The 13,374-nt window shown below is 47.9% G+C and carries 14 protein-coding genes; 10 read left to right on the forward strand and 4 right to left on the reverse strand.

Annotated elements, in window-relative coordinates; genetic code table 11:
- The first annotated feature begins 29 nt into the window (after positions 1-29).
- The 8 genes from QFX39_RS02110 (at position 30) to sucC (ending at position 6,167) form a co-directional block, all read left to right on the forward strand.
- A complete protein-coding gene (locus QFX39_RS02110) occupies positions 30-956 on the forward strand; it encodes a hypothetical protein (RefSeq protein ID WP_300477014.1) in 927 nt (308 codons plus the stop codon).
- Positions 957-987: 31 nt separating this feature from the next.
- Complete coding sequence (locus tag QFX39_RS02115; RefSeq protein ID WP_300477017.1) at positions 988-1,710, forward strand: sortase; 723 nt, start codon at positions 988-990, stop codon at positions 1,708-1,710.
- A 20-nt stretch (positions 1,711-1,730) separates the two neighbouring features.
- Positions 1,731-2,096, forward strand: a complete 366-nt coding sequence (locus tag QFX39_RS02120; RefSeq protein WP_300477019.1) for a dihydroneopterin aldolase family protein — start codon at positions 1,731-1,733, stop codon at positions 2,094-2,096.
- Positions 2,097-2,260: 164 nt separating this feature from the next.
- On the forward strand, positions 2,261-2,464 hold the full coding sequence (locus QFX39_RS02125) for a ferredoxin family protein (protein WP_147671569.1): 204 nt from the start codon (positions 2,261-2,263) through the stop codon (positions 2,462-2,464).
- Positions 2,457-3,584, forward strand: coding sequence for a 2-oxoacid:acceptor oxidoreductase subunit alpha (locus QFX39_RS02130; RefSeq protein ID WP_300477024.1), 1,128 nt, complete (start codon positions 2,457-2,459; stop codon positions 3,582-3,584). The genes QFX39_RS02125 and QFX39_RS02130 overlap by 8 nt, the downstream gene beginning before the upstream one ends.
- Before the next feature lie 66 nt (positions 3,585-3,650).
- Positions 3,651-4,508, forward strand: coding sequence for a 2-oxoglutarate synthase subunit KorB (gene korB, locus QFX39_RS02135; protein WP_300477027.1), 858 nt, complete (start codon positions 3,651-3,653; stop codon positions 4,506-4,508).
- Between the two features lies 1 nt (position 4,509).
- On the forward strand, positions 4,510-5,070 hold the full coding sequence (locus tag QFX39_RS02140; protein WP_300477162.1) for a 2-oxoacid:ferredoxin oxidoreductase subunit gamma: 561 nt from the start codon (positions 4,510-4,512) through the stop codon (positions 5,068-5,070).
- Complete coding sequence (gene sucC / locus QFX39_RS02145) at positions 5,067-6,167, forward strand: ADP-forming succinate--CoA ligase subunit beta (RefSeq protein WP_300477029.1); 1,101 nt, start codon at positions 5,067-5,069, stop codon at positions 6,165-6,167. The genes QFX39_RS02140 and sucC overlap by 4 nt, the downstream gene beginning before the upstream one ends.
- A gap of 63 nt (positions 6,168-6,230) precedes the next feature.
- Here the strand turns inward: sucC and cdhB are convergent, their stop codons facing one another.
- A complete protein-coding gene (cdhB, locus tag QFX39_RS02150; RefSeq protein ID WP_300477031.1) occupies positions 6,231-6,740 on the reverse strand; it encodes a CO dehydrogenase/acetyl-CoA synthase complex subunit epsilon in 510 nt (169 codons plus the stop codon).
- Positions 6,741-6,821: 81 nt separating this feature from the next.
- On the opposite strand from cdhB, the gene cdhA reads away from it, so the two are divergent.
- Positions 6,822-9,173: a CO dehydrogenase/acetyl-CoA synthase complex subunit alpha gene (gene cdhA / locus QFX39_RS02155; protein WP_300477033.1), complete on the forward strand. Its 2,352-nt coding sequence runs from the start codon at positions 6,822-6,824 to the stop codon at positions 9,171-9,173.
- A gap of 4 nt (positions 9,174-9,177) precedes the next feature.
- Positions 9,178-9,558 (forward strand): 4Fe-4S dicluster domain-containing protein, encoded by a 381-nt coding sequence (locus QFX39_RS02160; protein ID WP_300477035.1) that lies wholly within the window; start codon positions 9,178-9,180, stop codon positions 9,556-9,558.
- A gap of 200 nt (positions 9,559-9,758) precedes the next feature.
- On the opposite strand, the gene QFX39_RS02165 is transcribed toward QFX39_RS02160, so the two are convergent.
- The 3 genes from QFX39_RS02165 to twy1 all read right to left on the reverse strand — a co-directional run bounded on the left by QFX39_RS02165 (position 9,759) and on the right by twy1 (position 12,916).
- Positions 9,759-10,844: a hypothetical protein gene (locus QFX39_RS02165; RefSeq protein WP_300477037.1), complete on the reverse strand. Its 1,086-nt coding sequence runs from the start codon at positions 10,842-10,844 to the stop codon at positions 9,759-9,761.
- Between the two features lie 135 nt (positions 10,845-10,979).
- Complete coding sequence (locus tag QFX39_RS02170) at positions 10,980-11,840, reverse strand: DUF1002 domain-containing protein (RefSeq protein ID WP_300477040.1); 861 nt, start codon at positions 11,838-11,840, stop codon at positions 10,980-10,982.
- Positions 11,841-12,004: 164 nt separating this feature from the next.
- Complete coding sequence (gene twy1, locus QFX39_RS02175; RefSeq protein WP_300477042.1) at positions 12,005-12,916, reverse strand: 4-demethylwyosine synthase TYW1; 912 nt, start codon at positions 12,914-12,916, stop codon at positions 12,005-12,007.
- Between the last annotated feature and the right edge of the window lie 458 nt (positions 12,917-13,374).

Here is a 13,374-nt window from a genome sequence, read left to right on the forward strand (position 1 = left end):
TTTATTTAATATTTTAGGTGGGGATGTTTATGAAAAAATGGGTGTATGTTGTTATAGCTGCTGTGTTCATGCTTTCCATTATGGGAGTCTCTGATACAGGGTCAGCCGCCAAGGAGACATGGGTTTCTGAAAAACCATCTGCAACCAGTTTCAGGTTGAAGGACCTGACCGCTGTTATAACCGTGAAGATAAAGAACAACGACAACAACGTCCAGTACTTCAAGATAGGGCAGGTATACCAGGGAAGCCTTTCAGAGAACAGTACAATCAAATGGCTCATCCAGTGGACGGATCCAGCGGCAGTTAAAATGGTCAAGTCAAGGACACCTGAACTCGGAGGTGACTACGGCTGGAAGGTGAAACCTGGGGAAACAAAAACAGTGTCATTTGGCCTCATGGCCACGGGGGATATGGGTGAAATACCCCGTTACATCGTTAACGTTGAGTCAGATGACAGCAATTACTGGCCACTTATAAATGAGCCTGGCCTCATGTCCTCATGGTTCATGCCCAATGAGATAGAGGTCCTAAACCCATCACTGGACCTCAAATACTGGAAGGGGACCTTTGGGTTCACTCTGATCAACATCGATGAAGAGAAGGTTTCAGGTATCGTGAGGGCCCCCATTGCCCCTGCAAACTCAAAACTTATATACAGTTCACCAAAGGCCTTTGTGGATGATGACCTCTTTGTGAGCACACAGGTTGCTGCATGGGATGTCACAATGGACCCCGAGACCTCACAGAGGTTTGTATACACCTATGAATGGCCTGCTAAGGTAAGCGGGGGTAACGGTTCAACCAGTGGTGGGGGGTATTACCCGCCAGGCACTCTTCAGGGGACAACCGGTTCATCATCTGTTCCAGGTGCTAAAACGGGTGCCCCCTACGGTCCACTGGTGATAGGTGTGCTTGTGACTGCAGCCGCAGTTGCCTACACAAGGATCATACGTTAATCATCCACCTTAATTTTTTATGGGGACATTCATGAGGCTGGCAACTTTTCTTATAATTGCAGGCATGTTCATAGTGTCACTCTACGCCCTTCTTGAGGTGAGTTTCTACTCCTCACAGGTAATTGTTCAGAACCCTGATATCAGGGCTCCGTTCATTGAGATACCATCCATTAACCTTCAGGAGACCATCAACAACCGATCCGTTTTCTATGGAGTCTACCATGAACCCATGTCCTATCCCCCTGGTAACAGAACCGTCATACTCTTCGGGCACAGGACACTCTACGGCTCACCCTTCCTGAACCTCGATAAGTTGAAGCCAGGGGATGAGGTCAACCTTAACTGGCCTGGTGTTGGCCTTGCGACTTACAGGGTTAATCGATCATTCATCGTGCCAGCATCCTACCAGATCTCAGTGAATCAGGGAGCGAGGCTATTTCTCATCACATGCCACCCCCTCGGGTCGACGAGGGAGAGGCTGATAGTGGAGTGTCAGCTTGAGGACATTAAGGCCTACCAGAGAAACATCAAGGTGGAAAACCCCAAGAGGTACTATGCGATCCTCATAATACTTGGATTCCTTGGGGGTGGCCTTCTGATCACCAGACTCTGTCATGTTTATGAAGATAGGAGGATTCTCCTTGCAGCGGTAATAAGCCTCACAATCTTCCTGCTGCTGGGGTACATCTTCCCGATCCCCCCAGAATTCATATCAGAGAAGCTCATTGAATTCAACAGTATATTTGGACTTTAGTAAAATTTCAGGTGTTTAAAATGAGAGAACCAGGAGAAGAGTACTTTTCAAATCTATCAGATAGGGAAAGGGCCATATTTGAGGGCGGCATAAGTATGGGTGCCCTCTTCCACCAGTTCGTTGGAACCCCTGTTAACCTTGAAACCGTTGAGGTCCTTGAGGGTGCAATTGCGGAATCCATAAAGCTCCAGCCGGCAATCAGGGATGCTGAGGTCAATATAGACAGGGACATGGTAAGGGATGCTGCTGGAGAATTCGGTTATGTCTCCCTCACCGGCGAGATGCTAAGGGTGAGGTTAACAGTGGAATATGGTTCATCAAGGATAACTGTCTGCCTCGAGTACCTTGATGAACTGAGATATCCGCTCATGTATGTGAAGGATTGATTGTAAGGTCTGAGAATCTGCATCCAGCTGCATGGGATATCCCCTCATGTATATGAAGGATTGGCATGGAACCTCAGATCCACTGATGAAACAAAAATCTATCTTGATTAATTATTTAAATTCTGAAAGCAAAGCTATGATAAGAACCTTGATGGAAGATTACCATGATAAAGATAGATTCAGATCTCTGTAAGGGATGCGACATATGCAGGGAGTTCTGCCCTGAAGGGGTTTATGTCAGGTCAGAGGAACTCAACAGAAAGGGCGTACATGAACCCATCCCTAAAAATCTGGATAAATGTACGGGATGCAAGCTATGCATGCTAATGTGTCCTGATCAGGCAATAGTGGTGTATGACGATGACTGAGGAGTACTTTATTCAGGGAAACGATGCCTGCGCCCGTGGTGCCATAAGTGCCGGATGCAGGTTCTTTGCAGGTTACCCCATCACACCATCAACAGAGATTGCTGAGGAAATGGCTGTTCTCCTTCCAAGGGAAGGTGGCGTCTTTGTTCAGATGGAGGATGAGATAGGTGCTCTCGGGGCAGTTATAGGCGCCGTTTGGGGTGGTGTTAAAGGAATGACCGCCACTTCAGGGCCTGGTTTTTCCCTCATGCAGGAACATGTGGGATACGCTGCCATGACAGAAACCCCACTGGTGATTGTGGATGTACAGAGGGGTTCGCCCTCAACAGGACAGCCGACAATGGCATCCCAGAGTGATATGATGCAGGCAAGGTGGGGTTCACATGGGGACTATGAAATAATAGCCCTCTCACCATCCTCTGTGCAGGAGTGCTTCGATTTCACTGTGAGGGCATTCAACATTGCAGAGGAATACAGGGTGCCTGTGGTGGTCCTCAGTGACGAAATAGTGGGTCATATGAGGGAGAAGATAACCATACCCGACAAGGTGGAAATCAGAAAGAGAAAGTCACCCAAAAGTCCCCCCGGTGAGTTCATCCCATTCAAGCCCAATGGAGACTTCGTCCCTGAGATGCCGGCCTTTGGGGATGGTTACAGAGTACCTGTGACAGGACTCACCCATGATGAGAGGGGGTACCCTGATGCTTCAAACCCTGAGGGCCACGAAAAACTCGTGAAGAGACTCTGTGACAAGATACTGAATCACAGAGATAAGATAGTGGATGTTAGGGGTGAGTACACCGATGATGCAGACATAACAGTCATCTCATACGGCGCCCCCTCACGTTCAGTTGCAACCGCAGTTAAGATGGCGAGGTCCGAGGGTGTGAAGGCAGGGTACATCAAGATAAACACACCATGGCCGTTCCCTGAGAATGAAATCCGCAAAGCCGCTGAGTCATCAAGGAAGCTTCTGGTCGTTGAGATGAACCTGGGGCAGATGTTCTACGAGGTTCAGAGAGTTGTCTCAGGCATGGCCGAGGTGGAACTGCTTCCAAAGATTGGTGGTGAGATCCACCGCCCCCATGAGATCCTAAACAAGATTATGGGGATGAAATGAAGGTGCCCAGATGAATGTAAGAAACACACCCACATTATAATGATGATGAAATGAAGGAGTGTTCAGATGAATGTAAAGGAAAACCCATACCTCAAGTACCTCAGGAGGGACAGGCTCCCACATATATTCTGTGCAGGCTGCGGTAACGGGATAGTGCTCAACACCTTCTTTAAGGGCATGGAGATGGCCGGTGTTGACTTTGACACCATTGCAATGGTTTCAGGTATAGGCTGCTCATCAAGGATCCCTGGTTATGTTAAATGCGACTCGCTCCATACAACCCATGGACGGCCCATAGCCTTTGCAACCGGGCTCAAACTTGCCAACCCCTCCCTGAATGTTGTGGTGTTCACAGGTGATGGTGACGCCGCAGCCATCGGCGGAAACCATCTCATACACGGGGCAAGGAGGAACATTGACCTCACAGTTATCTGCATAAACAACAGCATATACGGGATGACCGGGGGGCAGATAAGCCCCACATCCCCGGAGGGAAGTTTCGGTACCACAGCACCATACGGTGCACTTGAGGATCCATTTGATCTCTCTGAACTCGTCAAGGCCGCAGGTGCAAGTTACGTTGCAAGGTGGACAGTCGCCCACCCCCTGCAGCTTGCAAACTCCATAAAGAAGGGACTCAGGAACAGGGGTTTCTCGTTCATAGAGGCTGTTTCACAGTGTCCAACCTACTTCGGGAGAAAGAACAGGATGCGGTCCCCGGTTGAGATGATGAAATTCATGAAGGAGAACAGTATCAACCGGCGGAAGGCCCTCAAAATGGATCCCGAAGAGGTTGAGGGGAAACTCATCATCGGTGAATTTGAAGATGCCCCACGCCCTGAACTATGTGACAGGATCTATGGGATGATTGAAGAAAAATCCGGGAAAATTGATATAACCAAATCAGCCTACAGAGATGATTGAAGTGAGGAAGGAAATCAGAATTGCTGGATTCGGTGGTCAGGGGGTTATACTTGCAGGAATCGTTCTGGGTAAAGCTGCAAGTTTATATGATGGCCTTTACGCTGTACAGACCCAGTCCTATGGACCCGAGGCAAGGGGTGGCGCCTCAAGGGCTGAGGTTGTTATAAGTGATGAGGAGATAGATTACCCCAAGGTCCAGAGCCCTGACATACTCGTTGCAATGTCACACCAGGCACTTCTTACCTACATGGACGATCTCAAAGCCGGCGGGACCCTCATCGTCGACCCTGACATGGTCATTGAGGATGAAATCCAGGACTTCCTTGAGGAAAGAAAGATCAATTACTTCCGCGCGCCTGCCACCAGGACAGCCGAGGAGAAGGTCGGTATAACCATCGTGGCCAATATGGTGATGATGGGGGCCCTGACAGAGGCCACTGGAGTTGTAAGTGTCAGGGCCGCTGAGGAGGCCATAAAGAACAGTGTACCGCCCGGGACTGAGGAAAAGAACATCATGGCATTCCAGGCAGGTCGTGAACTCATCATGGAGGGACAGAAATGAAGTTTTATGAGTACAGCGCCAAGGAATTATTTAGAGCTGAGGGCATACCCGTCCCTGAGGGATCCGTCGCCAGGACCCCCCAGGAGGCATCTGAGGTCGCTGAGAGTATGGGCTCGGAGGTGGCCATCAAGGCACAGGTCCTAACAGGTGGCCGGGGAAAGGCGGGGGGTATACGCTTTGCAACACCAGAAACTGCGTCTGATGTTGCTTCTGATCTTCTTGGATCGAGGGTTAAGGGCGAGGAGGTTAAATCTGTCCTGGTTGAAAGGAAGATCCCCATCGACAGGGAATTCTATGTGAGTGTCGTTATTGACCGCGCGGCCAGGATGCCCCTTATAATGGCAAGCAGTGAGGGTGGAGTTGATATCGAGGACCTTGCAGCCGAAGCCCCCGAGAAGATAGTGCGTTACCATGTAAACCCCCTTGATGAGTTCCTCCCCTATGAGGCAAGGGAGATAGCAAGGAAGATGGGCCTTGAAAGTGAACTCATACCAAAGGTGGGGGGTGTGATATGGAAACTCTACCATCTCTTCAGGAAGTACGATGCGAGGCTTGCCGAGATAAACCCCCTTGTACTTTCAGGTGATGATGTTATTGCGGCAGATGCAAAGCTTGAGGTGGACGATGACTCCATCCACCGTCACCGTGAATTCATGGAACTGGATGAGTATGAACCAGAGGAGTTCGCCTTTGTTAAACTTGAGGGGGACATTGCAGTTATAGGGAACGGTGCAGGTCTGACACTCACAGCCATGGACCTCATAAAACTGAAGGGGGGTGAACCCGCCACATTCCTTGATATAGGTGGTGGTGCCTCAGAGGACATCATAAGGAGGGCCATAAACCTGGTAATATCCCACCCTGATGTGAAGGTGGTGTTCCTGAATGTGCTTGGTGGTATAACAAGGGCTGATGATGTTGCAAGGGGTGTTGTGAATGCCCTGAAGGATGCCGAGAGGGATGTGCCCCTTGTAATAAGGCTCACAGGGACCAATGAGGAGGAGGGGCAGAGGATCCTAACAGATGCAGGGATCCCCTTTGAAACCTCCCTTGAGAGGGCCGCTGAGAAGGCGGTTGAAATATCAAAGGCCCTCTGAAAGAATATTTAATTTTTCATGACCCTGCTGCAATATCAGACCCTGCCATCTATTTTTCATGACCTACTGCTCTAGGGCAACTATGAGTTCATCGAGCCATCTGAGCCATTCTGTGTATTTCATGCTGGGGTATGAGATGTCTGCATTTGGATGCATGTACCTGCAGAGGGTCACTGTTTTAAGGTGGGGTGCAAAGGCCTTGAGGGTTGAGAGACCCTGTGAACCTATGTAATAGGGAACACCTATGAAGCATACAAGGTCATAATTGCCATTTCCATCGAAGCCCTCCCAGTCAGGATTTTTGAGGTTGTTTACAAGTTCGATTACCCCTATTATGTTTTTCCTTCTCAGTTCATTTATCCTGAGACTGGACCCTCCTGTTAGAGCAACCCCCATTTTCCCTTTTTTTATTATTTTAACTATCCTGTCCAGTATATCATGGGGAAGGTCATTTACCAGTGACCCCACCACCATGAGCGGTCTTTCAGACTTTTTTATTGTCAATGCAACCATTTCTGGTGGCATGACGGTTGCATTCCTTATTGATGTTAGAGCTGGGTTCCATGCGGTCATGCTTTCACAACATTTAAATACTGCCTTTACAATTATAATGATTAATAATGATATTTATAGTTGATGGTATATGGTGACAGCATGCCAAGAGCATCAAAGGATACAATAAATGTTAAGGGACTTCGCCTTGAATTCGGTGAAATTGACGAATACCTCAAAAGAAAATCATGCGAGAGTAAGAGGGCGTCTGTGGATTACAATGAGCTTAGAAAATGGGACCTCAATCTCCTATCCCATTTCAAGCCATTCTATGCACCCCTCTGTGACCTATGCTGCATGTGCACCTACGGCAAATGTGACCTTCTGGGTAAGAGGGGAGCCTGCGGTATAAACCTCGAGAAACAGCAGGCAAGGGAGACCCTATCAACTGCAGTTATAGGTGCATCAGCACATGCAGCCCACGCAAGGGACCTCGTGGACACCCTTATCGAGAAAAACCCCACATCAGAACTCCATTATGATAGTTCAATAGACATAAAGACACCAATATCCACCACAGTAACCGGTATAGATCCTGAAACACCAGAGGACCTCGACAGGATAATGACATACATAGAAAGGGAGCTCACAAATCTCATGGCCTCAGTTCATACCGGTCAGGAGGCTGATGTAACCGATTTCGAGTCAAAGGCCCTCCATGCCGGCATGTTGGATATCATGGCCCTTGAGGTGGCCGAGATAGCACAGATAAACCAGTATGGGCTCCCCACAGGCAAAGCAGATACGCACATGCTGGAAATTGGAATGGACGTTATAGACAGTAAAAAACCGGTAATACTCTGCATAGGGCACAACATAGCGCCCTCAGCTGAGATAATAGACTACGCAGAGGATATCGGTGTTGAGGAGGAAATCGAGATCTGTGGCCTCTGCTGCACAGCCATGGAGATGGGCAGGTACTCAAAATCATCGAAGATAGTTGGGCCCATATCAAGGCAGCTCACCTTCCTCAGATCAGGAATTCCAGATGTGGTTGTACTGGATGAACAGTGCATACGCTCAGATGTATATGATGTGTGCAGTGAGATGGGGATGGTTGTGGTTGCAACAAGTGACAAATGCAGTATGGGCCTTGAGGACATGACTGAAGAGAACCCCTACAGGATAATAAACAGGATACTGCAGGAGAAAATACCGGGGGTTCTTATAAAGGATGAAAAAAAGGTTGCCATGGTTGCTGTGAACCTTGCACTTCAGCTTACCCGTGGCAGGGACCCCAAAACATCAGACCGTTTCAGTGTGAACTGTGTGAGGTGCTCACCCTGTGATTCAAACTGCACTCCAGCCAGGAAACCAGAAAAACAAAAAGATCTTGAGCTAAATTCAGTGCTGGGATACTGTGAACTATGTGGGGAATGCAACCGTGTCTGCCCGGCAATGCTGCCCATCATGGAGGCAATATATGATGCAAAGAAGGGTGACTTCCGCGCCATGAGGACCCTCTATGAAAGCTGCAGTGGCTGCGGTCGGTGCATGGAGGTATGCCCTATGGGAGTGCCCATCCTGGATATCATAAGAGAATCACGCGGAGAAACCCCTGAAAGATTCCTCATAAGGGCAGGCAGGGGGCCGGTACAGGATATAGAGATAAGGAGGGTAGGTGCCCCGATAGTGTTCGGTGATATACCCGGCGTCATATCACTTGCAGGATGCTCCAACTACCCCTCAGGTGAAAGGGATGTGCAGATAATCGCTGAGGAGTTCCTCAAAAGGGGCTATATAGTACTTGCAGCAGGATGTGCGGCCATGGATATAGCCCTCACACATGATGACGAGGGCAGAACACTCTATGAAAAATACCCTGGAGACTTCGATAGGGGAGGACTTCTCAACCTCGGCCCCTGTGTCGGGAACTCCCATGCAATTGGAAGCGCCATAAAGATAGCCAACATATTCGCAGGGGTGCCCATGAATGGGAACACCGTTGAAATAGCAGATTACATAATCAACCGGATAGGTGTCTGTGTGATAGGATGGGGTGCCATGTCACAGAAGGCATTTGCAATAGTCACCGGGGCAAACAGGTGGGGTATACCTGCAGTTCTCGGGCCCCACGCATCAAAGTACCGCAGGCTTTACCTGGGTGAATCCAGCGCAAGGGTGATAAGGGATAAATCTAATGACAGCATGGTCACCTCTGAACCGGCCCCACCCCACCTGACCTACGCGGCAGAGAGTATCAACGAATGCCTGGTTATGGCTTCAAAGATGTGCATAAGACCCAACGACACACCCCGAGGGCGAATGGTGAAGCTCAGCAACTACGTTGACCTCCACCTGAAATATTACGGCGATCTACCTGCGGATATTGACCTCTTCGTAAGGAATGAGAGGGAGATCCCCTACAAGCATAAAGATGATATACTGGAGATACTGAGGGAAAAGAACTGGAAACCACGTGAGCCAGTAAAGGAGCCCACGATCATCAGGTGATCCCATGGGCGGAATAGTAATTAAAAATGAGCTGATGTGCTCAGGCTGTGGCCTCTGTGTCAGGGCTTGCCAGCAGGTTCATGGTAAGAAAAAAATGAAGTACGCAGAAAAACCTGTATTCTGCAGACAGTGTAGCAACGCCCCCTGTTTAAGTGCCTGCAGGGTTGGTGCAGTTAAGATAATAAATAATATTCCTGTCATTGACCCTGAAATGTGTGTCGGCTGCAGACTCTGCCTTGAGGCCTGTCCTGAAGGATGCATAATATTTGAAGATCTGGTGGCAGACAAGTGTGCCCTGTGCCTTGATGCTGACGTTCTGATTCCGGCATGTATTGAAGCATGCCCCAGCAGTCTTCTCAGAGTGGAAATCAGTAAACACCACTGAATGGTCCTCTTCACAGCCCCATCGGACTTGAATGATCAGGAAAAACCATGTCATCACAAACATCACTGAATGGTCCTCTTCACAGCCCCATCGGACTTGAATGATCAGGAAAAACCATGTCATCACAAACATCACTGAATGGTCCTCTTCACAGCCCCATCGGACTTGAATGATCAGGAAAAACCATGTCATCACAAACATCACTGAATGGTCCTCTTCACAGTGACTGTATGTGCCATTACAAGGGCTGATATTATTATATAGGTGAGCAGGGCCGATGAGTTAAAGGACCTGTTGAATATAAACAGGCCCACCAGGCTCTGTGAGAGGAACGCCGCCAGTGAACCTATGAGCAGGGCCTCCCTTCCCAGGTGCATTCTGCTCCCATTGAGCCTCTGCTCCTGATATTTTTTAAGAACCCTGAGGCCAGAGAAGGTGACTATCATGACCCAGGCGAGGAGGAAGAGCAGGCCAAAGAAACCTGCATCAAAGGCCACCGCAAATATACCTGGCAGCATGTAGTCTATGTAGTCCTTCTTTACAACCAGAACGCCATAGAATATGTGGTAGGGGAGGCCAAGGTTCTGTATCATGGTAACTGGAAGGGTGATGTAACCATCGGCGCCACCAAGGCAGGCTGATTTCCAGTAACATGACCCCTGGACATGCCCCCAGAATGTGGTATTCTTAAGTACCAGCGAAAGGCTTGGGATGGTGTTCTCCTCAAGCCTTGTGATCCTGAGCATGGGGCTTAGAACACTTTTATGGAGAACCTTCGATAGGAACTCCATCAGTGCAAATGCTCCTGCACCTGCAAGAACAAATGATAGAACCGATTTTCTGGTTATCCTTGTGCTTCTCCTGAAACTCTTTGACATGAGCAGGTACCCGAACGCCCAGCCAAGGAGCCATAAAACCAGGAAGGAGCGGTGCATGAGTCCCCCTGCAATTGCTATTATGAAGAATAGGAGCAGGGAGAGTTTCTTAACCGATGTAGACCTTATACCCGCCTCCGTGAGGAGATTTGATGATGCCACCATTGTAACCCAGAATAGAACCGCAAATGGGCCAAAGGGGTGTGTGAACTCGTGGTGTGAGAGGAATGGCAGGAGGAGAAAGGCGGCATCAAATGAGAATATGAGAGCCAGTATAACCGTTATTACCGTTCCAAGGAACATCACAAGACTCAGAGGTACTGCAACCACATTGAAGAGGAGTATTATGCCAACGTGGATTATCACTGCAACTTCAAGTATGAACTGAAGGTTATTCTGAGCTATAAACATGATAGGGATATTGTATTAACCTATAATATATATCATTCTCCGAGCGGCTATTTGAATTGACTGATAGTCATGACAGATAAAGTAACTGAAAGGATGCCGTCCCATTGATCACTGAACCATGAACAAAAAAAGAGTTTATGGGGACGTCATCCCCACAATGTAGTCATATATGCTCTGGAGAAATGCGTAGATCTGATCAAGGATACTTGAGCCTCCAAACTGCTGACTCACGCTTTCAAGCCTCTGTTTAAATTCCGTGAGGTTTCCCTGGACCCTCTGGGATGCTGAAACCGAATCTGCGACCTGCTGAACCTGATTTTCTGTTAGGTTGATATTCATCTGCTGTGAGACATCAACGACAATGTTCTTTATCTCATCGGGGTTCTGAAGGTTCTGATCCTGTGTCCTGTTCTTGACCTCATCAAAGAGCTGTGCCACCTCATCGCCGGTTGCATTGGTTTCGTTCACAAGCCTGCTCTGGAGGTAGATCTCCTCAACAGATGCCTTCTTGGCCTCCTCAGGTATCTTCTCACCCACAGCAACCTCATATGACTTCAGGACACCCGCAAGGGCTGCCTCTCCTGAAGCGGGTACCGGGGATGTTACAACCACGTATCCGCGGTCAATACCAGACGACCGTAGGGCACTGGCATACATCTCAGGGGTCACGACCCTTATCTTACCGGTATCCACAGAGACCTTGATTCCATCTGAGTATGAGAGGTCAACCATGGCACATGAGAGTATCTGTGATGGCGAATATACACGACCTGTAACTCCCCTGGAGACCTCATTTACCTCAGATGCTGTTACAATCTTTATATTTGCGCTATTGATATCCTTATCTGTCTTTGACTTGAAGTAATCCATCACCGCATTCCGGTATGCTGGGTTGCTGTCTGTTGCCTCCCCGAGTGTCACAGAGAATCCTGAGACTGCAAATACCGGTGCGGTTACCATGAATGCAAGCACAAGCGCAATGATAAGTCGCCTCATAACAATACCTCCATTTATTAATTAATACACGAGGAGATATATATGTACTAATCTGTGGCCACAGCAAAGCACTTACTACATGACAAGTGCCAAATAAAGCAAAAACACCAAAAATAAAAGTAAAGCCCTTATTACATGATAAGCAAAAGCCATAGCAGAAAATCTTATGCCAGGAGAACAACCCTGCTTTCCCTTGACTCGTCAACAATCTCCATTCCACAGCTGTCTGCAATGCTATCTGCAAATTCATGAACCTCATAGAATAGGGGCATGTTATCAATTTCAAGCCTTTTCCTTGAGTACCCGATGTACATGTAGGCCTTGACCTCAACAAAATCTGGCTGGGCCCTTTCTATCATCCTGGCGAACATTCCGGGTTTCTTCATGTTGATGTCCCTGACAGCTGTTATACGCAGAACCTTCCTGCAGCTAAAGGATTGCATGGCCTCAAGGGATCTGTTGAGAAGATCCCATGCGTCAGGAATCTGGGGTCTGCAGAGTTTCTCGTAGGTTTCCCGGTCAGGGGCGTCAAGGGATATGTAGAGCTGTGTTGGCTCAACAGAGAGTGCCTCAAGATTGCCGGATGCAAGGCCGTTTGTCACAAGGAACGTTGTGAAGTTTCTCTTATGGAACTCTGCAAGGAGCCCATCCATGTCTGGGTAGAGGAGGGGTTCGCCTGCAAGGGATATTGCAGCATTCGTGGGATCCTGTGCCTCCAGGACCTTTATCTTATCTGCCCTTTCATTACCGAAGTACCCGCAGAGAAGTTTCCTCTGGGCCTCAATCGCCCCCTCAATTATATCCGACGGCTCATCATGGGGGCCATTCCAGGCTGTTTCTGTTGAAGAGAGATCCCTCCAGCAGAAAAGACATTTTTGCTGGCAGAAAGGTACACTGGGGGACATCTGAAGGCATCTGTGGCTCCTGATACCATAGAACTTCTCCTTGTAACAGACGCCCTCATTGATTATGCTTTTCTTTGTCCAGAGGCAGGTTTTAACTGCTGAATGCCTGTTCTCACCTACAAAACGGTATCCCATTCTTTCCATTCTTCTATGAGATTCTTCCGCATACATTGCCAACCCATCTCAAACTATCCTTGCTGATACACTGTTAATTTTCGTTGTGATTCATGTAATATATATTATAAGATTGATCCTGAATGTGGTTCACATGAACTGATAGACAAATGCTTCATAACTTAATACCTGTGACCACACCAATATTAATATTTGTGATCTTTAACGGTCTCTTAAAATTCCATTCATGCATATACGTCTTTTTAAGTGGTTTTAAGAGCACTGGAGCGTTTAAAAGAAGCATATTTTATCCAAAATTATTGAACAGATTTAAAAGCCATTCAATCATTTTTAAGGCACCATAATTCCCTTTTAGGTGAAATAAAACATTTAAGAAAGGAATTAGGGGTCCACTGTCAATTCTTTACCAGATGCTCCCAAATCCAGAAATAAGCCATATATAAGCCTTTTTGTCTTATTCGGGAAACAAAGGTTTATATATATGCTTGATGTGA

It is taken from the genome of Methanothermobacter sp., from assembly GCF_030055425.1.
Classification (GTDB): domain Archaea; phylum Methanobacteriota; class Methanobacteria; order Methanobacteriales; family Methanothermobacteraceae; genus Methanothermobacter.

What these genes read in the sequence shown, in the direction of transcription:
- QFX39_RS02110 (WP_300477014.1), top strand. Translation starts at nt 30, where the DNA reads ATGAAAAAATGGGTGTATGTTGTTATAGCTGCTGTGTTCATGCTTTCC.
- QFX39_RS02170 (WP_300477040.1), bottom strand. Translation starts at nt 11,840, where the DNA reads ATGAGGCGACTTATCATTGCGCTTGTGCTTGCATTCATGGTAACCGCA.
- cdhB (WP_300477031.1), bottom strand. Translation starts at nt 6,740, where the DNA reads ATGACCGCATGGAACCCAGCTCTAACATCAATAAGGAATGCAACCGTC.
- QFX39_RS02165 (WP_300477037.1), bottom strand. Translation starts at nt 10,844, where the DNA reads ATGTTTATAGCTCAGAATAACCTTCAGTTCATACTTGAAGTTGCAGTG.
- QFX39_RS02125 (WP_147671569.1), top strand. Translation starts at nt 2,261, where the DNA reads ATGATAAAGATAGATTCAGATCTCTGTAAGGGATGCGACATATGCAGG.
- QFX39_RS02160 (WP_300477035.1), top strand. Translation starts at nt 9,178, where the DNA reads ATGGGCGGAATAGTAATTAAAAATGAGCTGATGTGCTCAGGCTGTGGC.
- QFX39_RS02115 (WP_300477017.1), top strand. Translation starts at nt 988, where the DNA reads ATGAGGCTGGCAACTTTTCTTATAATTGCAGGCATGTTCATAGTGTCA.
- korB (WP_300477027.1), top strand. Translation starts at nt 3,651, where the DNA reads ATGAATGTAAAGGAAAACCCATACCTCAAGTACCTCAGGAGGGACAGG.
- sucC (WP_300477029.1), top strand. Translation starts at nt 5,067, where the DNA reads ATGAAGTTTTATGAGTACAGCGCCAAGGAATTATTTAGAGCTGAGGGC.
- QFX39_RS02130 (WP_300477024.1), top strand. Translation starts at nt 2,457, where the DNA reads ATGACTGAGGAGTACTTTATTCAGGGAAACGATGCCTGCGCCCGTGGT.
- twy1 (WP_300477042.1), bottom strand. Translation starts at nt 12,916, where the DNA reads ATGTATGCGGAAGAATCTCATAGAAGAATGGAAAGAATGGGATACCGT.
- QFX39_RS02120 (WP_300477019.1), top strand. Translation starts at nt 1,731, where the DNA reads ATGAGAGAACCAGGAGAAGAGTACTTTTCAAATCTATCAGATAGGGAA.
- cdhA (WP_300477033.1), top strand. Translation starts at nt 6,822, where the DNA reads ATGCCAAGAGCATCAAAGGATACAATAAATGTTAAGGGACTTCGCCTT.